This is a genomic window from Pseudomonas sp. ok272 (assembly GCF_900109995.1).
GTDB lineage: Bacteria > Pseudomonadota > Gammaproteobacteria > Pseudomonadales > Pseudomonadaceae > Aquipseudomonas.
The window spans coordinates 115,189-137,526 of the sequence record NZ_FOCB01000006.1; the positions used below are offsets into that span (position 1 = coordinate 115,189).

Below are 22,338 nucleotides of genomic sequence, written 5' to 3' on the forward strand. Positions count from 1 at the left end.
CTAAACTACCCCGTGCTGTTTCAGGGCCCAGGCAACATGCTCCCTGACCAGCTCCGAGGGGTGTTCGCGGCGCGCCTTCAACGCTTCGAGCACCGGGATCGTCGAGGGCGCGTTCCCCAGGCCCACGGCCAGGTTGCGCAACCAGCTCTGGTACCCGGCCCGGCGCAGTGGCGAGCCTTCGGTGTTGCTGAGGAATGTGTCTTCATCCCACATGAATAATTCCGCCAACCCGGCGTTATCCAGGTTGTGACGCGGTTTGAAGTCGCTTTCACCGGACGGACGGGCGAAGCGGTTCCACGGGCAAACGATCTGGCAGTCATCGCAACCGAACACCCGGTTGCCGATCAGCGGCCGTAAATCCTCGGGAATGGCGCCTTTGAGTTCGATGGTCAGGTAGGAGATGCAGCGCCGCGCATCCAGCACATAAGGCCCGACGAAGGCATTGGTCGGGCAGATGTCCAGGCATGCGCTGCACCGCCCGCAATGTTCGCCCGCGTGGGGCGGATCGACCGGCAGCGGCAGGTCGACGAACAGTTCGGCGAGGAAGAAATAGCTGCCGGCCTTGCGATTCAGCACCAGGGTGTTTTTGCCGATCCAGCCCAGGCCCGCTTGTTCGGCGATGGCTTTCTCCAGCACCGGGGCGCTGTCGACGAACGCCCGGTAGCCGAATGGGCCGATCGCGGCTTGGATTTTCTCCGCCAGTTGCTGGACACGTTTGCGGATCAGCTTGTGGTAGTCACGGCCCAGGGCGTAGCGCGAGACGTAGGCTTTTTCCGGCTGGGCCAGCATCTTGGCCATCTGCGTGTCGCCGGACAGGTAGTCCATGCGCAGCGACACCACCCGCACAGTGCCCGGCACCAACTCCTCGGGGTGTGAGCGTTTGCTGCCATGGGCGCCCATGTAGTCCATCTCGCCGTGGTAGCCGGCGTTGAGCCAGCGCGCCAGGTGTTGCTCATGTTCGGCCAGGTCCAGGCCGCTGATGCCGACTTGTTGGAAGCCCAACTCGCGGCCCCAATCCTTGATCGATTGGGCGAGGGCAGGCAGGTCTGTGGTAATTGCAGGCATGAGACAAGAGAAACCGGGGCTGAGGTGCGTATAATTCTGCCAGACATCGGAGCCCGAAGACGCATGCCGCAGACAAAACACCATTTTCCCGACGTTCAGTCACTGGACCCCGCCCATTTGCCGACGCTGGCAGCACGTTCGCTCGACGCCCACAAAGGCCAGTTTGGCCATGTGCTGCTGATCGGTGGTGATCGCGGCTGTGGCGGCGCCATTGTGCTCAGCGCGCACAGCGCCTTGCGCTGCGGGGCGGGGCTGGTCTCCATGGCGACCCGCAGCGAACATGTGCCCGCGGCGCTGGCGCGATTGCCGGAAGTCATGGTGCTTGGCACCTCCTCGGCCAACCAGTTGATGGGCGTGCTGGGGCAGGCGTCGGTGCTGGTGGTCGGGCCGGGGTTGGGGCAGGGCGCCTGGGGGCGCAGCCTGTTATCGGCGGCGGCCAATGCGCCGTTGCCGCAAGTCTGGGACGCCGATGCCTTGAACCTGCTGGCCCAGGGCAGCGTCAGCCTGCCCTCGGGCAGCGTGATCACCCCGCACCCGGGGGAAGCTGCGCGGTTGTTGGGGATCTCGACAGCTGAGGTTCAGGCCGATCGCCTTACCGTGGCGCGCGCATTGAGCACGCGATTTAATGCCGTGGTGGTGTTGAAGGGCGCCGGTAGCCTGGTTGCGGGCCCCGATGGGCAGGTCGTGCGCTGTGATCGCGGTCATCCGGCCATGGCGGGGGCCGGTTTTGGCGATGTCCTGGCCGGCGTGGTGGGCGCGTTGCTGGCCCAGGGCATGGCGGCATTCGATGCAGCGGCCCTGGCGGTCTGGCTGCATGCCGTGGCCGGGGAGCGTGAAGCAAAATTGGGCCGGGGGCTGGCGGCCAGTGATGTGATCCCCGCCATTCGTCAGTTGCTGGAGGAGCAAACACCGTGTCTGAAGTAACCCTGTATCTGGCCGATGAAGACGCCATGGTCGCGTTGGGCACCCGTATTGCCCAAGTCACCCAAGGGCACGGCATCGTCTTTCTCGACGGTGACCTGGGCGCGGGCAAGACCACCCTGTCGCGGGGCATTATTCGCGGGTTGGGGCATGTCGGCTCGGTCAAGAGTCCGACGTTCACCCTGGTCGAGCCCTACGAGATCGGTGAGATCCGCGCCTTCCACTTCGACCTCTACCGCCTGGTCGACCCGGAGGAGCTGGAGTTTCTCGGCATCCGTGATTACCTCGAAGACGACGCGCTGTGCCTGATCGAGTGGCCCCAGAAGGGGGCAGGCTTTTTGCCAAAGCCTGACCTGACCATTACCATTACCCCACAAGACAGCGGGCGTTCGCTGAAACTGCTGCCCCAAAGCTCGCGTGGCGAGTCCTGGTGCAACGCTTTGGCATTGGAATTCAAATAAATGATGGGGATTGGTATGCGCTTTCGCGCGGTGCTGGCTGTCGTAGGAATGATGCTTACGGCACTGGCCGTCGACGCGGTGGCCGCGACAACAAAGGTCAACAGCGTTCGCCTGTGGCGGGCGCCGGACAACACGCGACTGGTGTTTGACCTGTCGGGTACGGTCCAGCACAGTGTTTTCACCCTGACGTCCCCGGACCGTCTGGTCATCGATATCAATGGCGCCGTGCTGGGTGCGCCGCTGAACATCGCTACCGCCAATACCCCGATTACCGCCATGCGCTCGGCGCAACGTACGCCGACCGACCTGCGGGTGGTTATCGACCTGAAAAAAGCCGTGACCCCGAAAAGCTTCGTACTGCCGCCCAACGCGCAGTATGGCAACCGGCTGGTGGTCGACCTGTTCGACAACGCGGCCGATGCCGCGCCAGTGCCAACCCCGACGTCAACCCCGGCACCCACGGTGGCCACGGTGCCCGCCGTGCCGGTCACACCGGTGGCACCGGCGATCAAGCTGCCTCCGGCACCGGCCGGCAAACGCGACATTGTTGTGGTCATCGATGCCGGTCACGGCGGCGAAGACCCAGGCGCTTCCGGCTCCCGTGGTCAGCGCGAGAAAGACGTGGTGCTGGCTATCGCCCGTGAACTGCAGCGCCAGGTCAACGGGATGAAAGGCTTCCGCGCCGAACTGACCCGTACCGGCGACTATTTCATCCCGTTGCGCGGCCGTACCGAGATCGCCCGCAAGAAGGGCGCCGACCTGTTCGTCTCGATCCACGCCGATGCCGCGCCGTCGAAAGCGGCGTTCGGCGCTTCGGTGTTCGCCCTGTCCGACCGTGGCGCCACGTCCGAAACCGCGCGCTGGCTGGCGGACAGTGAAAACCGTTCCGACCTGATCGGCGGTGCGGGCAACGTCAGCCTCGACGACAAGGACCGGATGCTCGCCGGTGTGTTGCTCGACCTGTCAATGACCGCGTCGCTGACCTCCAGCCTGAATGTCGGACAGAAGGTCTTGAGCAACATTGGCCGGGTCACGCCGCTGCACAAGCAGCGTGTCGAGCAGGCCGGGTTCATGGTGCTGAAGTCGCCGGATATCCCGTCGATCCTCGTGGAAACCGGGTTCATCTCCAACGCCAACGAAGCCTCGAAACTGGCGGCGGCCAGCCACCAGCAGGCGCTGGCGCGGTCCATCAGCAGCGGCGTGCGGCAGTTCTTCCAGCAAAACCCGCCGCCGGGCACCTACATTGCCTGGCTGCGTGACTCCGGCAAGATCGCCCAGGGCCCGAGGGACCACACCGTGCGCCCTGGCGAAACCCTGGCGATGATCGCGGTACGTTACCAAGTGTCGGCCTCGACGCTGCGCAGTACCAACAGCCTGCAGACCGATGAGCTGAAGATCGGCCAGCACTTGAATATCCCCGGCACTGAGCTGGCGGCCAAGGAATGAACGAGATGATCAGCAACACGGGTCGTATCGAGCTGCTCAGCCCGCGATTGGCGAACCAGATTGCCGCCGGCGAGGTGGTCGAGCGTCCGGCCTCGGTGATCAAGGAGTTGCTGGAAAACAGCCTCGACTCCGGCGCCAAGCGCATCGACGTGGATGTCGAACAGGGCGGCGTCAAGCTGCTGCGGGTGCGCGACGATGGTCGCGGCATCCCGGCCGATGACCTGCCGTTGGCCCTGGCCCGTCACGCCACCAGCAAGATCCGCAACCTGGAAGACCTCGAACAGGTGATGAGCCTGGGCTTTCGTGGTGAGGCCCTGGCGTCTATCAGTTCGGTGGCGCGCCTGACCTTGACCTCACGCACGCGCGATGCCGACCAGGCCTGGCAGGTTGAGACCGAAGGCCGCGACATGGCGCCTCGGGTACAGCCAGCGGCGCATCCGGTGGGCACGTCGGTGGAAGTGCGCGACCTGTTCTTCAACACCCCGGCGCGGCGCAAGTTTCTCAAGACCGAGAAGACCGAGTTCGATCACCTGCAAGAAGTGATCAAGCGCCTGGCCCTGGCGCGCTTTGATGTGGCCTTTCACCTGCGCCACAACGGCAAGACCATCCTCAGCCTGCACGAGGCCCACGATGATGCGGCCCGTGCCCGGCGCGTGGCGGCGATCTGCGGCGCGGGCTTTCTTGAGCAGGCGCTGCCGATAGAAATCGAGCGCAATGGCCTGCATTTGTGGGGCTGGGTCGGGTTGCCGACGTTCAATCGCAGCCAGGCAGACATGCAGTACTTCTTCGTCAACGGCCGCGCTGTGCGCGACAAACTGGTGGCTCACGCCGTGCGCCAGGCCTATCGCGATGTGCTGTTCAACGGTCGCCATCCGACCTTTGCGCTGTTTTTCGAAGTCGACCCGGCGGCGGTCGACGTCAACGTGCACCCGACCAAGCACGAAGTGCGCTTTCGCGACGGACGCATGGTGCACGACTTCCTCTACGGTACGTTGCACCGTGCCCTGGGCGATGTGCGTCCCGAAGACCAACTGGCCGCGCCAGCCGCGGTGACGGGGATGGTTCGCCCAACCGGCGCCGAGGCGGGGGAGTTTGGCCCGCAAGGGGAAATGCGCCTGGCGGCCAATGCGCTGCTGGAGCGGTCGCCGGCACAGCCGAGCTTCAACGCCCCGGGTTCGGGCGCGGGTGCCGGTTATCAGTACGTCCCGCGTTCGTCATCATCGGGTGTGCCGGTGGCTGAAGCGCAGGCGGCCTATCGCGAGTTTTTCGCACCGCTGCCCGAGGCCAATGCGGCGGCACTGCCAGACGGTCAGGGCGATATCCCGCCGCTGGGCTACGCCCTGGCACAACTCAAGGGCATCTACATCCTGTCGGAGAACGCCCAGGGCCTGGTGCTGGTGGACATGCACGCGGCCCATGAGCGGATCATGTACGAGCGCCTGAAAGTGGCGATGGCCAGCGAAGGCTTGAGCGGCCAGCCGCTGCTGGTGCCTGAATCGCTGGCGGTCAGCCAGCGCGAGGCCGATTGCGCCGAAGAACACGTCAGTTGGTTCCAGCGCCTGGGCTTCGAGCTGCAGCGCCTGGGCCCGGAAACCCTGGCTATCCGGCAGATTCCGGCGCTGCTCAAGCAAGCCGAAGCCAACCGGCTGGTGCAGGATGTCCTGGCGGACCTGATGGAGTACGGCACCAGCGACCGGATCCAGGCCCATTTGAACGAGCTGCTCGGCACCATGGCCTGCCACGGCGCGATCCGCGCCAACCGGCGCCTGGCCCTGCCGGAAATGAACGGCCTGCTGCGTGACATGGAAAACACCGAGCGCAGCGGTCAATGCAACCATGGCCGACCGACCTGGACCCAACTGGGGCTGGACGATCTGGACAAACTGTTCCTGCGCGGTCGTTGATGAGCTCTCTTCCTCCAGCGATTTTCCTGATGGGCCCGACCGCTGCGGGCAAGACCGACCTGGCCATCGAATTGACCAAGGTGCTGCCCTGCGAGCTGATCAGTGTCGATTCGGCGCTGGTCTATCGCGGCATGGACATCGGCACCGCCAAGCCCTCGAAAGCGTTGCTGGCCGAGTTTCCCCATCGCCTGATCGATATTCTCGACCCTGCCGAGGCGTATTCGGCAGCGGACTTCCGTCGCGATGCCCTTCAAGCCATGGCCGAGATCACCGCGCGGGGGAAGATCCCGCTGCTGGTGGGCGGCACCATGCTCTATTACAAGGCTCTGGTGGATGGCCTGGCGGACATGCCGGCTGCCGACCCGCTGGTGCGCGCCGAAATCGAAGACGAGGCCGCGCGCCTTGGCTGGCAGGCCTTGCACGACCAATTGGCGGTCATCGACCCCGTGTCGGCGGCGCGAATCCACCCCAACGACCCGCAGCGCCTGAGCCGGGCGCTGGAAGTCTATCGGGTCAGCGGCCAGAGCATGACCGAGCTTCGCGCACGACAATCTGCGCAAAGTACCGAAGCAGGCGCTTCGGGTCGGCCACAATTGCCCTATACTGTCGCAAACTTGGCGATTGCCCCGGCAAATCGTCAGGTACTGCATGACCGCATTAAACAAAGATTCACACAAATGTTGGAACAGGGATTCATTGACGAGGTCGTAGCCCTGCGTAAGAGAAGTGACCTGCACTCAGGGTTGCCGTCTATACGCGCTGTAGGCTACCGACAAGTCTGGGATTACCTGGATGGCAAGCTGACGTCAGTCGAGATGCAGGAGCGTGGGATCATTGCCACGCGCCAATTGGCGAAGCGACAGTTCACCTGGCTGCGCAGTTGGGCTGATTTACATTGGCTCGACAGCCTCGATTGCGACAATCTGCCACGCGCCTTGAAATACTTGGGATCGGTCTCCATATTGAGCTGAGTCCCTGCAATTGCCGTCTATCCTTGGGGGTGTGACGGCTGAAAGCTTTCTGAATTACCTATTTTTTATTATTGAATCCTTAAAGGAGTGCGGCACATGTCAAAAGGGCATTCGCTACAAGACCCTTACTTGAATACTTTACGTAAAGAGAAAGTTGGGGTTTCCATCTACTTGGTCAACGGGATCAAACTGCAGGGCACGATCGAGTCCTTTGACCAGTTCGTTATCCTGCTGAAAAACACCGTCAGCCAGATGGTTTACAAGCACGCTATCTCGACAGTGGTACCGGTTCGTCCAATTCGTCTGCCTAGCGCAACCGAATCGGAAGCGGGTGACGCTGAGCCAGGTAACGCCTGATAGGAGTCTCCTTTGTTCTTTGAGCGCCACGGTGGTGGGGAACGAGCCATTCTCGTTCACTTGGATGGTCAGGACCCTGAGGCGCGCGAAGATCCGCAGGAGTTTCAGGAGTTGGCAATGTCGGCCGGCGCCGAGACCGTCGCGTTTATTAACGTGCCGCGTCATCGGCCAACCGCCAAATACCTGATTGGCAGCGGCAAGGTCGAAGAGTTACGCGACCAAGTCAAAGCCGAGCAGGCTGATCTGGTGATTTTCAATCACATCCTCACGCCCAGTCAGGAACGCAATCTCGAGCGTGCGTTCGAGTGCCGCGTGATTGACCGTACCGGCCTGATCCTCGATATCTTTGCCCAACGCGCCCGCACCCATGAAGGCAAGCTCCAGGTCGAACTGGCCCAGCTTGAGCACATGAGTACGCGGCTGGTACGCGGCTGGACTCACCTTGAGCGCCAGAAAGGCGGTATTGGCCTGCGCGGTCCGGGTGAAACCCAGTTGGAAACCGACCGGCGTCTCCTGCGGGTTCGCCTGCGGCAGATCAAGGGGCGACTGGAGAAAGTCCGCAGCCAGCGCGAGCAGTCTCGTCGCGGACGCAAGCGGGCCGATATCCCGACGGTTTCCCTGGTGGGCTATACCAACGCCGGCAAATCGACACTGTTCAACGCGGTGACCGAGTCTGACGTGTATGCCGCTGACCAGTTGTTCGCCACCCTCGACCCGACCTTGCGCCGGCTCGAACTCGATGACCTGGGCCCCATCGTCCTGGCCGATACCGTAGGCTTCATTCGTCACTTGCCGCACAAGCTGGTCGAGGCATTTCGGGCTACGCTCGAAGAGTCGAGCAACTCCGACCTGCTGCTGCATGTGATTGACGCCCATGAGCCGGAGCGCATGGCCCAGATCGAACAGGTCATGGTGGTGCTCGGTGAGATTGGCGCGCAAGACTTGCCGATCCTGGAGGTATACAACAAACTCGATTTGCTTGAGGGTGTTGAGCCGCAGATCCAGCGCGATGCCGATGGCAAGCCGCAGCGGGTCTGGTTGTCGGCCCGTGATGGCCAGGGGCTGGACCTGCTCAAGCAGGCAATCGCGGAATTGCTCGGTGACGATTTGTTTGTCGGCACCTTGCGCTTGCCACAGCGTTTTGCTCGACTGCGGGCTCAGTTCTTCGAGTTGGGCGCCGTACAGAAAGAAGAACACGACGAAGAAGGCACCAGTCTGCTTGCCGTTCGTTTGCCACGGGTCGAACTCAATCGGCTGGTGAGTCGCGAAGGAATGCAACCGCTGGAATTCATCGAGCAACACACTTTGCAATAAAAGCCTGAAAAAGCGGTTGTGCCGCTATGACAGGCATTCTGTAGCATTGGTCGGCGCGCCGTGGGTGCGTCTTTGCTTTATCAGATGGAGAGCGCTATGGCTTGGAATGAGCCGGGTGGCAACTCGAATAATCAGGATCCTTGGGGTGGTAAACGCCGCAATAATGGCGACCGCAAGGGGCCACCGGATCTCGACGAGGCCTTCCGAAAGCTGCAGGAAAGCCTGAATGGGTTGTTCGGTGGTGGTAAGAAACGTGGTGACGATGGCGGTAGTTCGAGCAAGGGCGGCGGTTATGGCCTGCTCGGCATCGGCCTCGTCGTGCTGGCGGCCGTTTGGCTGTACAGCGCGGTCTATGTGGTCGACGAGCAGGAGCAAGCCGTGGTGCTGCGCTTCGGCAAGTACTACGAAACCGTTGGCCCGGGTCTGAACATCTACTTCCCGCCGATCGACAAGAAGTACATGGAAAACGTCACGCGTGAGCGTGCGTACACCAAGCAGGGCCAGATGCTGACTGAAGACGAGAACATCGTCGAAGTGCCGCTGACCGTGCAGTACAAGATCAGCAACCTGCAGGACTTCGTACTGAACGTCGACCAGCCGGAAGTCAGCCTGCAACAAGCGACCGACAGTGCCCTGCGCCATGTGGTGGGTTCTACCGCCATGGACCAGGTGCTGACCGAAGGCCGTGAATTGATGGCCAGCGAAATCAAGGAACGCCTGCAACGCTTCCTCGACACCTATCGCACCGGTATCACCGTTACCCAGGTCAACGTACAGAACGCAGCCGCACCGCGTGAAGTCCAGGAAGCCTTCGATGACGTGATCCGTGCCCGTGAAGACGAGCAGCGCTCGCGCAACCAGGCTGAAACCTACGCCAACGGCGTCGTGCCGGAAGCGCGTGGTCAGGCCCAGCGCATCATTGAAGACGCCAACGGCTACCGTGACGAAACCGTCTCGCGTGCCAAGGGTGAGGCAGACCGCTTCACCAAGCTGGTGGCCGAGTACCGCAAGGCACCTGAAGTTACCCGTCAGCGCCTGTACCTGGACACCATGCAGGAAGTCTTCAGCAACACCAGCAAGGTTCTCGTGACCGGCAACAAGAACGGCCAGAGCAATCTGCTGTACTTGCCGCTGGACAAGATGATCCAGAACAGTTCGGGCAGCAATGCGCCGGTCACCAGCTCGGCTGCATCCGGTAACAACACGGACACTGCGCCGCACGTCACTGATCAGCCGCAAACGCGCACAAGGGAGACCCGCTGATGAGCAATAAATCGCTGATCGCCCTGATTGTTGGCGTCGTTGTCGTACTGGTTGGCTGGAACTGCTTCTACATCGTGGCTCAGACCGAGCGTGCGGTGTTGCTGCAATTCGGTCGTGTGGTTCAGGCAGATGTTCAGCCAGGCCTGCATGTGAAAGTGCCTTACGTTAACCAGGTGCGTAAGTTCGACGCACGCCTGATGACGTTGGATGCACCGACACAGCGCTTCCTGACGCTGGAAAAGAAAGCCGTGATGGTCGATGCCTTCGCCAAGTGGCGCGTGAAAGATGCCGAGCGCTTCTACACCGCAACCTCCGGCCTCAAGCAGATTGCTGACGAGCGTCTTGCACGTCGTCTGGAATCGGGCCTGCGTGACCAGTTTGGTAAGCGCACCCTGCACGAGGTGGTTTCCGGTGAGCGTGATGCGTTGATGGCGGATATCACCGCGTCGCTGAACGCGATGGCAGAAAAAGAGCTGGGCATCGAAGTGGTCGATGTCCGGGTCAAGGCCATCGACTTGCCGAAGGAAGTGAACCGCAGCGTGTTCGAGCGGATGAGCACCGAGCGTGAGCGTGAGGCTCGTGAGCACCGCGCCAAGGGTAACGAGCTGGCAGAAGGCATTCGTGCCGATGCCGATCGTCAGCGCCGCGTGCTGTTGGCTGAAGCCTATCGTGAATCTGAAGAGGTTCGCGGTGATGGTGATGCCCAGGCCGCAGCGATCTATGCCAAGGCCTACGGTCAAGACCAGGAGTTCTACGGGTTCTACCGTAGCCTGCGTGCCTACCGTGAAAGCTTCGCGAACAAATCCGACGTATTGGTCCTAGACCCAAGCAGCGACTTCTTCCGTTACCTGGAAAAGTCCAAGCCTTGATCCAACACTGATCCCTGGGACCCCCGCCTGGCAGCTAAAACCTCTGGCGGGGTGATCCTTTGGGAAAACGTGTGTATGATGCGGCAGCCGGGAAATTCCCGGCTTTTTTGCGTCTGCACGTTTGATTGCGCGGGCTGATGCAAGATATCGGGTTGAACGACTCGACAGGTTTTTCGAGGGAAATGTTTGGCGAGGCCGGAATCAGGCCAATCGCCGCGTCGCTCTTGGGCGCGACTTATGCGTATGAGTCAGACATTTTCTGCTTCACTCAAGGCCGGCTAGACGGTTGGTCGCCCGGATCATAGGGGAATGGCGTAATGGCAACGGTAGACCGCTGGCTGCTGCCAGATGGCATCGAAGAAGTACTGCCACCAGAGGCGGCGCGCATTGAAGTGGCGCGCCGTCAGGTGTTGGATCTGTTCCAGAGCTGGGGTTACGAGTTTGTCGTGACTCCCCATATCGAGTACCTGGAATCCCTGCTGACCGGCGCGGGCCAGGACCTGGATCTGCGCACCTTCAAGGTGATCGACCCGCAAACGGGCCGGCAGATGGGGTTCCGTGCCGACATCACGCCGCAAGTGGCGCGCATCGACGCGCATACCCTGCGTCGCGAAGGTCCGAGCCGCCTGTGCTACGCCGGCAGCGTGCTGCATGCGCAGCCGCGGGCCTTGTCGTCCTCACGCAGCCCGATCCAGTTGGGTGCCGAGTTGTACGGCGACGCCAGCCCGAGCAGCGATGTCGAAGTGATTAGCCTGATGCTGGCTATGCTGCAACTGGCGGATGTGCCGGATGTGCACATGGACCTCGGTCATGTAGGCATCTACCGTGGCTTGGCGCGCGCCGCCGGGTTGTCCGGTGAGGTCGAGCAGCAGTTGTTCGACGCCCTGCAGCGCAAGGCCATAGACGAAGTCATTACCTTGACCGAAGGCTTGCCTGCCGAGTTGTCGGGCATGTTGCGGGCGTTGGTCGACCTGTGTGGCGGTCGCGAAGTGCTGACTGCTGCCCGTGTTCGCCTGGCCAATGCGCCGGCGCCGGTGTTGGCGGCGCTGGACGACTTGCTGGCGATTGCCGAGCGTCTGTCGGTGCGTTTCCCGCAGCTGCCGCTGTACTTCGACCTGGGCGAGTTGCGCGGCTATCACTACCACACCGGCGTGGTGTTCGCGGTGTTTGTACCGGGCGTTGGCCAGTCCATCGCCCAGGGCGGTCGCTATGACGATATCGGCGCCGACTTCGGTCGCGCCCGTCCGGCGACTGGCTTCTCCACCGATTTGAAAACCCTGGTGACCCTGGGGCGTGCTGAGATCGAGCTACCGTCTGGCGGTATCTGGATGCCTGACAGTACGGATGCGGCACTCTGGCAGCAGGTTTGCCAGTTGCGCAGTGAGGGTCAGCGTGTCGTCCAGGCATTGCCTGGGCAACCATTGGCCGCCGCCCGTGATGCGGACTGCGACCGGCAATTGATTCAGCAGAACGGGCTTTGGCAAGTATTGCCGCTGGCTTCTTGAGTTTTCCTGCCGGCCGCTGCCGGCACCAAGTTTGCGCGAATGAGGACAAGTGTTATGGGTAAGAATGTCGTAGTCCTGGGCACCCAATGGGGTGATGAGGGCAAAGGCAAGATCGTTGATCTGCTGACCGAACATGCCGCTGCCGTAGTGCGCTACCAAGGTGGCCACAACGCTGGCCACACGCTGGTGATCGATGGCGAGAAAACCGTCTTGCACCTGATCCCGTCGGGCGTGCTGCGCGAAGGCGTGCAGTGCCTGATCGGCAACGGCGTGGTGGTTGCACCCGATGCCCTGTTGCGCGAGATCATCAAGCTGGAAGAAAAAGGCGTACCGGTGCGCGAGCGCCTGCGTATCAGCCCGTCCTGCCCGCTGATCCTGTCCTTCCACGTGGCGCTGGACCAGGCCCGTGAAAAGGCCCGTGGCGAGCTGAAGATCGGTACCACCGGTCGCGGCATCGGCCCGGCCTACGAAGACAAGGTTGCGCGTCGTGGACTGCGTGTTGGCGACCTGCTCAACATGCCGCGCTTTGAAGACAAGCTGCGTGAGCTGGTGGATTACCACAACTTCATGCTGGTGGGTTACTACAAAGAGCCGGCCATCGACTTCGACAAGACCCTGGCCGAGTGCAAGGAATACGCTGAGCTGCTCAAGCCGCTGATGCTGGACGTGACTGCCGAGCTGCACGACCTGCGTCGCGCGGGCAAGGACATCATGTTCGAAGGCGCCCAGGGTTCGTTGCTGGACATCGACCACGGCACCTACCCGTACGTGACCAGCTCCAACACCACCGCCGGTGGCGTGGCGACCGGTTCGGGCGTTGGTCCGATGTTCCTGGACTACATCCTGGGCATCACCAAGGCCTACACCACGCGTGTTGGTTCGGGCCCGTTCCCGACTGAGCTGTTCGACGACGTCGGCGCGCACCTGGCCAAGCAAGGTCACGAGTTCGGCGCGACGACCGGCCGTGCTCGCCGTTGTGGTTGGTTCGACGCGGTTATCCTGCGTCGCGCTATCGATGTGAACAGCATCTCGGGCATCTGCCTGACCAAGCTGGACGTACTCGACGGCCTGGAAACCATCAACATCTGCATCGGCTACAAAGATGCGGAAGGCAATGACATCGCCCCGACTGACGCGGACAGCTACGTGGGCCTGCAGCCTGTGTACGAAGAAGTGCCGGGTTGGAGCGAGTCGACCGTGGGTGCCAAAACCCTGGAAGAGCTGCCGGCTAACGCCCGTGCCTACATCAAGCGCGTTGAGGAGTTGATCGGTGCACCGATCGACATTATCTCGACCGGTCCGGACCGCAACGAAACCATCGTGTTGCGTCACCCGTTCGCTTAACCCGCTGTTGATGTAAAAACGAAGGGCCCTTGATAGGGCCCTTTGTCGTTTCTGCCTGCTGAACGGCACGACCCTTGCTGTGGATTCTGCTTCTAGAGTGCCATCAATTTAATGGCGTCAAAGTAGAGGGATTTACAGTGTCAGCCGTTCTTTCACTGTTACAAAGTCGTTTACTGCGGCCGGTGTTCGTTACCCTTGGTATCGCCCTTTTGGTGCAAGTGCTCGTGGCGGTTGCCCTGACACGAAGCACGGTGACGGCATTGGAGGCGGATCTGGGCGTTCGCCTGGGTGTCGACAGCCAGAAACTCTCCAGCGAACTGGAGCAGGCCGAGCGCGAAGTCACCTCCAGCCTCGATAGCCTGTCGACCAGTACTCGCCAGCGCTTGACGGCCGGTTTGTCCTCGCGGCTTGAGGAAGAGCAGGCGCAACTGCGTGAGGCCCTGGAAAAAAACCTCAAGGATTCGGCCGGTGACATGGCACAGCTCCTGGCGTCCGTCGCGCCGCGTGCCATGTGGGATAACGACGTTCCGGCCTTGTCCGAGTTCGCCCGGCGTGCCCAGCGCAATCCCAGCGTGTTGTTCGTGGTGTATGACGATGCCACTGGACAGCACCTGACCCGCTACCTGAACCGGGAAAACCCGATCAACCGGGCCCTGCTGGAAAAGGGCCAGGGCGAGCGGGCGCTGGACAAGGTACTGGATGCGGCGAAGAACGACCCGTCGGTGTATTACGTCGAGGCCTCGATCAACCCCAATGGCGTGGAAATCGGCAAAGTCCTGATGGGCGTCTCCACGGCGTCGGTCGAAGCGGACTTGCTGGCGCTCGACAAGCGCTTCTCAGGGTTGATCGCCAGCAGCGACCAATTGGTGGGCGACAGCCTCAAGGGGGCGGCAGCGGACAGCTCGACCGCCATGCGCTCGCGCCTGCAGTCGGCCCAGTCCACGGCCGGTGAAATGAAGGCCAATACCGCCAGCACCGTGCAGGAGGCTGCCGCTACCTTGCGCTGGAGAATTGGCCTGGCGTTGGCCCTGGTGGGCTGTGGGGTGTTGCTGCTGCTAGCGGTGGTGCTTGGGCGGCGGGTGGTGACGCGCTTGAAGCTGTTGATCGTGGCCATGGACGATCTGGCCGCGGGCGAGGGCGACTTGACCAAGCGCGTGCAGATCAACAGCAATGACGAGATCGGCGATATGGCATCGGCCGTCAATCGCTTTGTGGATAAGTTGCAGCCCATCGTTCGTGAGGCCGGGGATGTGGCCCAGCGCACCGGCGTGGAAATCGGCGCCATGACCCAGCGTAATGCGGGTGCCGATGCGGCTGCGGCGTCCCAGCGTGATGAGGTGGCGCAGAGCCTGCAAGCGTTGTCGCAGATGGCTGATGAGGCCCAGGCCGAGAGCCAGGCGATGCAGGCAGCGTTGCAGCAGGTCGTGGATATTCGCCAGGCCACCGATGAAAACACCCGCACCTCGGCCCAGGTCGGTAACTTGATCGAGGCGTTGGCTGGCCAGGTTGCGACCGGGGCCAAGGTCATTGAGCGCCTGGCGCAACAGAGCGAGCAGATTGAAGTGGTGTTGGAGGTGATCCACGGGATTGCTGAGCAAACCAACCTGCTGGCCCTGAACGCCGCCATCGAGGCCGCGCGAGCTGGTGAAACCGGGCGTGGCTTTGCCGTGGTGGCTGACGAAGTGCGAGCGCTGGCGAGCAAGACCCAGCGCTCGACCGGTGACATCCAGGCTCATATCGGTGCCTTGCAGCAGGGCGCCCGCGAAGCGGTGTCCGTGATTGGCCAGGCGGGACGCCAGGCCAGCGAGGGGTTGCTGGTGTTGCGCGACAGTGCGCGCCTGCAGCAGTCGGTGCAGTCGTCGGTCGAGCAGGTGCATGCGGCAATCGGCCTGGCGACTCAGGCTGCAGCGCATCAGGCCAAGGGGGCGCAGGCGGTGCGTGGGCGGGTGGAGACCATTCATGCGCAGGCTGAGAAAGCCGCGCAAGCCGTGGTGCAGACCACGGCCAGTGGCAAGGTGCTGGATGGGTTGGCGGCGCAGTTGAAGGCGAGCCTGGGGCAGTTCAGGGCTTGATGTCGCCTGGGTAGGCCGCTTCGCCGGCAAGCCGGTCTCGCTCCCGCAGGGGCGTGTATTACGCGTAGGAGCGAGGCTTGCCCGCGAACAGCTTCAGCGACTCAGGTACATCCGGGTGGTCAGCAGATACACCGGCAACCCCGACACCAGAATCAACAACGCCGCATAGGGCGCCGCTGCTGCGAACTCGACATTCGCGGTATGCGCCCACACCTCGGTTGCCAGGGTGTTGAGCCCGGTCGGGCTGAGCAGCAAGGTCGCCGTCAGCTCCTTCATCGCATCCAGGAACACCAGGGCAAAGGCGGCGCCCAACGCCGGGAAGATGATCGGCAGTGTCACTCGCACAAAGGCGCTGAATGACGAGGCACCAAGGGTGCGGGCGGCCTCCTCCAGTTGCGGTGCGGCCTTGTTCAGTGCGGTGCGAATCGGCGCCTGGGCCAGTGGCAGGAACAGCAGCGCATAGGCGATCAGCAGCAGTCCCGAGGTCTGGTACAGCACGGGCACATAGTGCAGGGCGAAATACACCAGGGTCAGCGCAATCACCAATCCAGGCAGAGCATGCAGCAAGTACGGCAGGCGTTCGGCCCACAGCGCCAGGCGGCCCTTGTAGCGCACCACCAGCAGGCCGACCGGTACCGCCAGCACCAGGCACAGCGCCGCGCCGCCCAGGGACAACGCCAGCGAAGACAGCAGGGCTTCGCTGATTGCGGCCACCGGAAAGGCTGCCGAGGAGCCGACCGCCAGCCAGTACGCCAGCATCCCCAGGGGAATGCCGCTGCCGATGATCGCCAGCGCCAGGCAATAAAGCTGGCCTAGGCCGGCCCAGGCGCCCAGCCGGACCTGTTCCGCCCGGCGGGCGGCGCCCTGGCCGATGCGGACGTGGCGGCCTTTGCCGCGCACGCGTAACTCAAGCCACAGCAGCATCAGGCACAGCGCCAGCAGCACGGCCGAGAGCATGGCGGCGTTGGCGTTACTGAACTCCAGCTCGAACTGTTGATAGATCGCAGTGGTGAAGGTTTGCAGGCCGATGATCGACAGTGCGCCGAACTCCACCAGCATGTGCAAGGCAATCAACAGGGCGCCGGCCAGCAGCGAGGGCCAGAGCAAGGGCAGGGTGATCTTGAAGAACACGCCCCAACGGTTTAGCCCCAGGGTGCGGGCCGATTCCTCCAGGGAGGGATCAAGGTTGCGCAGCGTCGCGGCCACCGGCAGGAACACCAGCGGGTATTTGGACAGGGTCATCACCAGGATCGCCCCGCCCAGGCCTTCGAAACTGGCGCTAAGGGATACCCAGGTGAAGCTGCTGACAAACGCCGGGACGGCGAACGGCAGGCACAGGATCACGCCCCACAAGCGCCGGCCGGGCAGGTTGCTGCGTTCCAGCAACCAGGCCAGCGACAGGCCGATCACCGCGCAGGCGGCCGTGACCCCGAACATCAGTAGCAGGGTATTGCGCAGCAGGCCGAATACGTAGGGCCGCCACAACAAATGCACGGCTTCGGCCCAGCCTGCCTGCCAGGCCTTGAGTCCCACGTAGAGCAGGGGCAATACGCTCAGACCGACCAGCAACAGCACCGGCAATAGCAGCCAGATCGATGGCCGTTTGCGCCCCGGGACGTAGCCTGCCGATGAGGCAGTGGCGGGCAGGGTGGCGTTCATCAGTTCAGGCCAACTTCACGTTCCAGCTCCAGTGCTTCTTCGGCGTTGCCAAGGTCGGCCGGCGTCACGTTTGGCGCCTGCAGCTCGCTGAACGGCTTGAGCCCGCGATTCGACGCCATGCCTGTGTGCAGTGGGTACTCGGCGGTGGTCTGGGTGATCAGGCGCTGGCCTTCTTCGCTGGCCATGTAGGCGAGCAATTGCTGGGCTTCTTTTGGGTGCTTGCTGGATTTGAGCACGGCGGCACTGGACACGGTAATCAGGCCGCCGACGTCGCCGCCGGTGAAGTAATAGAGCTTGGAATCAAGCTGGCCCTTTTCCCGCTGCAGGGCGAACCAGTAGTAGTTGTTGACCAGCACGGTGGCGACTTCGCCGTTCTCCACGGCTTTGAGGGCGACCATGTTGTTGCTGTAGGTCTTGCCGAAGGCGCGCAGGCCGGTCAGCCATTCCTCGGCGGCGTCCCGGCCGTGGACTTTGATGATTGCCACGGCTTGTTCCTGGAAGGCGCCGCTGGTGGGGACGAAGCCGACCTTGCCTTGCCATGTGGGGTCGGCGAAGTCCATCACTGACGTGGGCAGGTCTTTCTCATCGACCAGCTTTGGGTTGTAGGCCACGACGCGAACCCGGGCGGTGACGCCGATCCAGGTGCCGTTGCCGGCTACGTATTCCTTGGGCAGTACGGCGAGGGTCGCGTCATCGGTCTTGGCCAGCAGGCCTTGTTCGCCCAGTTTGTTCAGGGGCGGGGATTCTTCGGTGTAGATCACGTCGGCAGGGGAGCGCTCGCCTTCTTCGACGATTTGGCTGGCAAGCTGGTTGCTGCTGCCTTTGCGCACGTTGACGCGAATTCCGGTCTTGGCTTCGAACGCTTTGGCGACCGCATCGCCGACTTCCTTGTGCTGACCGTTGTAGAGCGTCAGGGACACGGCGTCGGCCGCGTGGGTGAGCGGCGTGGCAAGTGCCAGGCCAAGCAGGGTGAAGGTCAGGCCACGGCGCAGGGTATTTCGAAACATCATTGACGGGGTTCCTCACGGTCGCATTGCAAAATCTTGCAACAATGATAAACGATATTGTTTCTCAAGTGCGCCTTGCGAGGTAGTTCGGAGTTTGCTAGAGGGGTGAGTCCATAGGTTTTTAACGGGCAGAAACACAAAAACCCGCTTTCGCGGGTTTTTGTGAGACTCAAGGCCAAGACCTTGAGTTTTAATTGGTGCCCAGAAGAAGACTCGAACTTCCACGACCTTGCGGTCACCAGCACCTGAAGCTGGCGTGTCTACCAATTTCACCATCTGGGCAGTATCAGCAACGTTGCCGCTGTTGATGTGGCGCACTATACGGATCGTCTTTTGATCTGTAAACCCCTGATTTAGTTTTAATAAATCAAACGCTTAGAATGCAAAAACCCGCTTTCGCGGGTTTTTGTGTGAGTCCTGAAATTGTACTAATCTCAAGCTCTGAATTGGTGCCCAGAAGAAGACTCGAACTTCCACGACCTTGCGGTCACCAGCACCTGAAGCTGGCGTGTCTACCAATTTCACCATCTGGGCAACATCGGCAACGTTGTGCGTCGTCGATGGCGCGCACTATACGGAGCGTCTTTTTAACTGTAAACCCCTGGTATCAAAAAAACCTGGAAAATTTCGCGAGTGGTGCCGAGCGGCATCTTTAATAGGGCTGGAAAGGGCATTTAGGGGCATTGGCTACCTGAAATTTCCCGTTTCATTACGCCTATGCCAAACTAACCCGCATATAGACAAGGTGAAAACTCTCTAATGGCCGATTGGCAGTCCCTCGATCCCGAGGCCGCTCGTGAAGCGGAAAAATATGAAAACCCTATTCCTAGCCGCGAACTGATCCTTCAGCACCTCGCTGATCGTGGTTCGCCTGCTGCCCGCGAGCAACTGGTCGAAGAGTTTGGTCTGACCACAGAAGACCAGGTCGAAGCCCTGCGCCGCCGCCTGCGCGCCATGGAGCGCGACGCTCAACTGATTTACACCCGTCGCGGTACCTACGCGCCGGTCGACAAGCTCGACCTGATCCTGGGCCGCATCAGCGGTCACCGTGATGGCTTCGGCTTCCTGGTGCCGGACGATGGCAGCGCCGACCTGTTCATGAGCCCGGCGCAAATGCGCCTGGTGTTCGATGGCGACCGTGCGCTGGCGCGGGTTTCCGGCCTGGATCGTCGTGGTCGTCGTGAAGGCGTGATCGTCGAAGTGGTGTCCCGTGCCCACGAGACCATCGTTGGTCGCTACTTCGAAGAAGGCGGTATTGGCTTCGTTGTTGCCGACAACCCGAAGATCCAGCAGGAAGTGCTGGTCACCCCGGGCCGCAACGCCAACGCCAAGATCGGTCAGTTCGTCGAAGTGAAGATCACGCACTGGCCAACACCGCGATTCCAGCCGCAAGGCGATGTGGTCGAGGTGGTGGGCAACTACATGGCGCCGGGCATGGAGATCGATATCGCCCTGCGTACCTACGACATTCCCCACGTTTGGCCTGAAGCGGTGCTCAAAGAAGCTGCCAAGCTCAAGCCGGAAGTCGAAGATAAAGACAAAGAGAAACGCATCGATCTGCGTCACCTGCCGTTCGTCACCATCGACGGCGAAGACGCGCGCGACTTCGATGACGCGGTCTATTGCGAATCCAAGCCAGGCAAGCTGCGCCTGTTCTCCGGTGGCTGGAAGTTGTACGTGGCAATTGCCGACGTTTCCAGCTACGTGAAGATTGGTTCGGCGCTGGACGACGAGTCCCAGGTTCGCGGCAACTCGGTGTACTTCCCCGAGCGCGTGATCCCGATGCTGCCTGAGCAGCTGTCCAACGGCCTGTGCTCGCTGAACCCGCATGTCGATCGCCTGGCCATGGTCTGCGAGATGACCATCTCCAAGTCGGGCGAGATGACCGACTACTGCTTCTACGAAGCGGTGATCCATTCCCACGCCCGCCTGACCTACAACAAGGTCAGCGCGATGCTGGAAACCCCGAAACTCACCGAGGGGCGTCAGCTTCGTGGCGAGTACAGCGAGGTTCTGCCACACCTCAAGCAGCTCTACTCGTTGTACAAGGTGTTGTTGGCGGCTCGTCATGTCCGTGGCGCGATTGACTTCGAAACCCAGGAAACCCGGATCATCTTCGGCTCCGAGCGCAAGATCGCCGAAATTCGGCCGACAGTGCGTAACGATGCCCACAAGTTGATCGAGGAATGCATGCTGGCGGCCAACGTGGCCACGGCTGAGTTCCTGAAGAAGCACGAAATCCCGGCGCTGTACCGCGTCCACGATGGTCCGCCACCGGAGCGCCTGGAAAAACTGCGCGCCTTCCTTGGCGAACTCGGCCTGTCCCTGCACAAAGGCAAGGATGGCCCGTCGCCCAAGGACTACCAGGCATTGCTGGCCGGGATCAAGGATCGTCCGGATTTCCACCTGATCCAGACCGTCATGCTGCGCTCGTTGAGCCAGGCGGTGTATAGCGCTGACAACCAGGGCCACTTCGGCCTGAACTACGAAGCTTATACCCACTTCACCTCACCGATTCGCCGCTACCCGGACCTGCTCACGCACCGGGCGATTCGCAGCGTCATCCACTCCAAGCGCGAGACCCCGCACGTCAAGCGGGCTGGTGCGATGGCCATCCCGAAAGCGCGTATCTATCCGTACGACGAAGCGGCGCTGGAGCAACTCGGCGAGCAGTGCTCGATGAGCGAGCGCCGTGCCGACGAAGCCACGCGTGACGTCGTGAACTGGCTCAAGTGCGAGTTCATGAAGGACCGCGTAGGCGAATCGTTCCCGGGTGTGATTACTGCGGTGACCGGTTTTGGCCTGTTCGTCGAGTTGACGGACATCTACGTCGAAGGCTTGGTCCATGTGACCGCCTTGCCGGGCGATTACTACCACTTCGACCCTGTGCACCATCGCCTGGCGGGCGAGCGGACCGGTCGCAGCTTCCGCCTGGGCGACACGGTTGAAGTGCGCGTAATGCGGGTTGACCTGGACGAGCGCAAGATCGACTTCGAGATGGCCGAGAAAACCATCAGCGCGCCGATTGGCCGCAAGAAGCGCGACACGCAAACATCGGCGCCTGCTGCCAAGACAGCTGCCGAGCCTGCTTCGGCCAAATCCGGTCGTCGTGGTCCGGCGAAGGAAAAGGCGGTCGAAGCCTATCGTCCTAGCGATGCAGCGGCGAAAAACGCCGAAGTGCGCAAGAGTCGTGAACTGAAGCAGGCGTTGCTGGCCGAAGCGAAAAGCGGTGGTAAAGCGGCGTCTGGGGGAAAGACCGGGCGGTCGGCGCCTGAAACGGCCTCCGGCGGCAAGCCAGCCAAACCGAGTAAACATCGTAAAGGCCCGCCCAAAGCGGGCTCGGCCCCAGCCAGAAGTGGTGGGGCGCGTAAACCTAAGGCCAAGTCATGAGTCAGTTGGAAAAAATCTATGGCGTGCATGCCGTAGAAGCGTTGCTGCGTCACCACCCCAAGCGCGTCAAGCAGATCTGGCTGGCCGAAGGGCGCAGTGATCCGCGGGTACAGACGCTGATTGATCTGGCCAACGAAAATCGTGTGGCCGTCGGCAATGCCGAGCGCCGTGAGCTGGATGCCTGGGTTGAGGGCGTGCACCAGGGCGTGGTGGCGGACGTCAGTCCGAGCCAGGTCTGGGGCGAGGCGATGCTCGACGAGTTGCTGGATCGCACCGAAGGCGCGCCACTGTTGCTGGTGCTCGACGGCGTGACCGACCCGCACAACCTTGGCGCTTGCCTGCGTTCGGCCGATGCGGCCGGTGCGCTGGCAGTGATCGTGCCCAAGGACAAGTCAGCGACCCTGACCCCGACCGTGCGAAAAGTAGCCTGCGGCGCGGCGGAAGTGATTCCGCTGGTGGCGGTGACCAACCTGGCCCGCACCCTGGAAAAGCTCAAGCAGCGCGGGCTGTGGGTCGTGGGTACGGCAGGCGAGGCCGAGGTCAATATTTATGACCAGGACATGACCGGGCCGACCATCCTGATCATGGGTGCCGAAGGCAGTGGCATGCGCCGCCTGACTCGCGATCTTTGCGACTACCTGGTGCACCTGCCGATGGTCGGTAGCGTCAGCAGCCTCAATGTGTCCGTCGCCACTGGCGTGTGCCTGTTCGAGGCCCAGCGCCAGCGTAGCGTCAAGGCCAAGGCTTCTGCCAAGAAGTCCTGAGCCGGTTGTAACCCCTGTGGGAGCGA

Annotated in this window: 17 protein-coding genes, 2 tRNA genes and 1 pseudogene; 15 read left to right on the plus strand and 5 right to left on the minus strand. The window is 62.0% G+C overall.

What is annotated here, in order from left to right; genetic code table 11:
- Nucleotides 1-1,065 carry a tRNA epoxyqueuosine(34) reductase QueG gene (gene queG / locus BMW74_RS11305; RefSeq protein WP_093418898.1) on the minus strand — a complete coding sequence of 355 codons (1,065 nt, stop codon included), beginning with the start codon at nucleotides 1,063-1,065 and terminating at the stop codon, nucleotides 1-3.
- 63 nt (nucleotides 1,066-1,128) lie between these two features.
- Between queG and BMW74_RS11310 the strand changes: the two genes are divergently transcribed.
- The 13 genes and pseudogenes from BMW74_RS11310 to BMW74_RS25710 all read left to right on the plus strand — a co-directional run bounded on the left by BMW74_RS11310 (nucleotide 1,129) and on the right by BMW74_RS25710 (nucleotide 15,492).
- Nucleotides 1,129-1,989: an NAD(P)H-hydrate dehydratase gene (locus tag BMW74_RS11310; RefSeq protein ID WP_093418902.1), complete on the plus strand. Its 861-nt coding sequence runs from the start codon at nucleotides 1,129-1,131 to the stop codon at nucleotides 1,987-1,989.
- Entirely contained in the window at nucleotides 1,977-2,447 is a 471-nt protein-coding gene (gene tsaE, locus BMW74_RS11315) for a tRNA (adenosine(37)-N6)-threonylcarbamoyltransferase complex ATPase subunit type 1 TsaE (protein WP_093418907.1), read from the plus strand. Before BMW74_RS11310 ends, tsaE begins: the two co-directional genes overlap by 13 nt.
- A 3-nt stretch (nucleotides 2,448-2,450) precedes the next feature.
- Nucleotides 2,451-3,893: an N-acetylmuramoyl-L-alanine amidase gene (locus BMW74_RS11320; protein WP_218189036.1), complete on the plus strand. Its 1,443-nt coding sequence runs from the start codon at nucleotides 2,451-2,453 to the stop codon at nucleotides 3,891-3,893.
- Nucleotides 3,894-3,901: 8 nt separating this feature from the next.
- Nucleotides 3,902-5,797, plus strand: coding sequence for a DNA mismatch repair endonuclease MutL (mutL, locus tag BMW74_RS11325; protein WP_175479201.1), 1,896 nt, complete (start codon nucleotides 3,902-3,904; stop codon nucleotides 5,795-5,797).
- Nucleotides 5,797-6,768 (plus strand): tRNA (adenosine(37)-N6)-dimethylallyltransferase MiaA, encoded by a 972-nt coding sequence (gene miaA, locus BMW74_RS11330; protein WP_093418920.1) that lies wholly within the window; start codon nucleotides 5,797-5,799, stop codon nucleotides 6,766-6,768. The genes mutL and miaA overlap by 1 nt, the downstream gene beginning before the upstream one ends.
- A 96-nt stretch (nucleotides 6,769-6,864) precedes the next feature.
- Nucleotides 6,865-7,125, plus strand: coding sequence for an RNA chaperone Hfq (gene hfq, locus BMW74_RS11335; RefSeq protein WP_007902656.1), 261 nt, complete (start codon nucleotides 6,865-6,867; stop codon nucleotides 7,123-7,125).
- A 12-nt stretch (nucleotides 7,126-7,137) separates the two neighbouring features.
- The gene (gene hflX, locus BMW74_RS11340) at nucleotides 7,138-8,439 is read left to right on the plus strand and encodes a ribosome rescue GTPase HflX (RefSeq protein WP_093418925.1); all 1,302 of its coding nucleotides are present in this window, start codon (nucleotides 7,138-7,140) and stop codon (nucleotides 8,437-8,439) included.
- A 96-nt stretch (nucleotides 8,440-8,535) separates the two neighbouring features.
- Nucleotides 8,536-9,702 carry an FtsH protease activity modulator HflK gene (gene hflK / locus BMW74_RS11345; protein ID WP_093418929.1) on the plus strand — a complete coding sequence of 389 codons (1,167 nt, stop codon included), beginning with the start codon at nucleotides 8,536-8,538 and terminating at the stop codon, nucleotides 9,700-9,702.
- Complete coding sequence (gene hflC, locus BMW74_RS11350) at nucleotides 9,702-10,571, plus strand: protease modulator HflC (protein ID WP_093418932.1); 870 nt, start codon at nucleotides 9,702-9,704, stop codon at nucleotides 10,569-10,571. The genes hflK and hflC overlap by 1 nt, the downstream gene beginning before the upstream one ends.
- 317 nt (nucleotides 10,572-10,888) lie before the next feature.
- Complete coding sequence (locus BMW74_RS11355; RefSeq protein WP_093418935.1) at nucleotides 10,889-12,076, plus strand: ATP phosphoribosyltransferase regulatory subunit; 1,188 nt, start codon at nucleotides 10,889-10,891, stop codon at nucleotides 12,074-12,076.
- A 54-nt stretch (nucleotides 12,077-12,130) separates the two neighbouring features.
- Entirely contained in the window at nucleotides 12,131-13,420 is a 1,290-nt protein-coding gene (locus BMW74_RS11360) for an adenylosuccinate synthase (protein ID WP_093418940.1), read from the plus strand.
- Nucleotides 13,421-14,532: 1,112 nt separating this feature from the next.
- A pseudogene (locus BMW74_RS25705) lies at nucleotides 14,533-14,586 on the plus strand (hypothetical protein); the annotation flags it as partial.
- A gap of 201 nt (nucleotides 14,587-14,787) precedes the next feature.
- Nucleotides 14,788-15,492, plus strand: coding sequence for a methyl-accepting chemotaxis protein (locus tag BMW74_RS25710; protein ID WP_371911750.1), 705 nt, complete (start codon nucleotides 14,788-14,790; stop codon nucleotides 15,490-15,492).
- Nucleotides 15,493-15,585: 93 nt separating this feature from the next.
- On the opposite strand, the gene BMW74_RS11370 is transcribed toward BMW74_RS25710, so the two are convergent.
- The 4 genes from BMW74_RS11370 to BMW74_RS11385 form a co-directional block, all read right to left on the minus strand.
- Nucleotides 15,586-17,151, minus strand: a complete 1,566-nt coding sequence (locus BMW74_RS11370; RefSeq protein WP_093418949.1) for an ABC transporter permease — start codon at nucleotides 17,149-17,151, stop codon at nucleotides 15,586-15,588.
- The gene (locus BMW74_RS11375) at nucleotides 17,151-18,161 is read right to left on the minus strand and encodes an extracellular solute-binding protein (RefSeq protein WP_093418953.1); all 1,011 of its coding nucleotides are present in this window, start codon (nucleotides 18,159-18,161) and stop codon (nucleotides 17,151-17,153) included. The genes BMW74_RS11370 and BMW74_RS11375 overlap by 1 nt, the downstream gene beginning before the upstream one ends.
- Before the next feature lie 192 nt (nucleotides 18,162-18,353).
- Nucleotides 18,354-18,440: transfer RNA gene (locus tag BMW74_RS11380), tRNA-Leu, on the minus strand.
- Nucleotides 18,441-18,605: 165 nt separating this feature from the next.
- A tRNA-Leu gene (locus tag BMW74_RS11385) sits at nucleotides 18,606-18,692 on the minus strand.
- A gap of 225 nt (nucleotides 18,693-18,917) precedes the next feature.
- On the opposite strand from BMW74_RS11385, the gene rnr reads away from it, so the two are divergent.
- Together rnr and rlmB are read left to right on the plus strand one after the other, a co-directional pair.
- On the plus strand, nucleotides 18,918-21,548 hold the full coding sequence (gene rnr, locus BMW74_RS11390) for a ribonuclease R (RefSeq protein WP_093418957.1): 2,631 nt from the start codon (nucleotides 18,918-18,920) through the stop codon (nucleotides 21,546-21,548).
- A complete protein-coding gene (gene rlmB, locus BMW74_RS11395; protein WP_093418961.1) occupies nucleotides 21,545-22,312 on the plus strand; it encodes a 23S rRNA (guanosine(2251)-2'-O)-methyltransferase RlmB in 768 nt (255 codons plus the stop codon). The genes rnr and rlmB overlap by 4 nt, the downstream gene beginning before the upstream one ends.
- Nucleotides 22,313-22,338 lie beyond the last annotated feature (26 nt).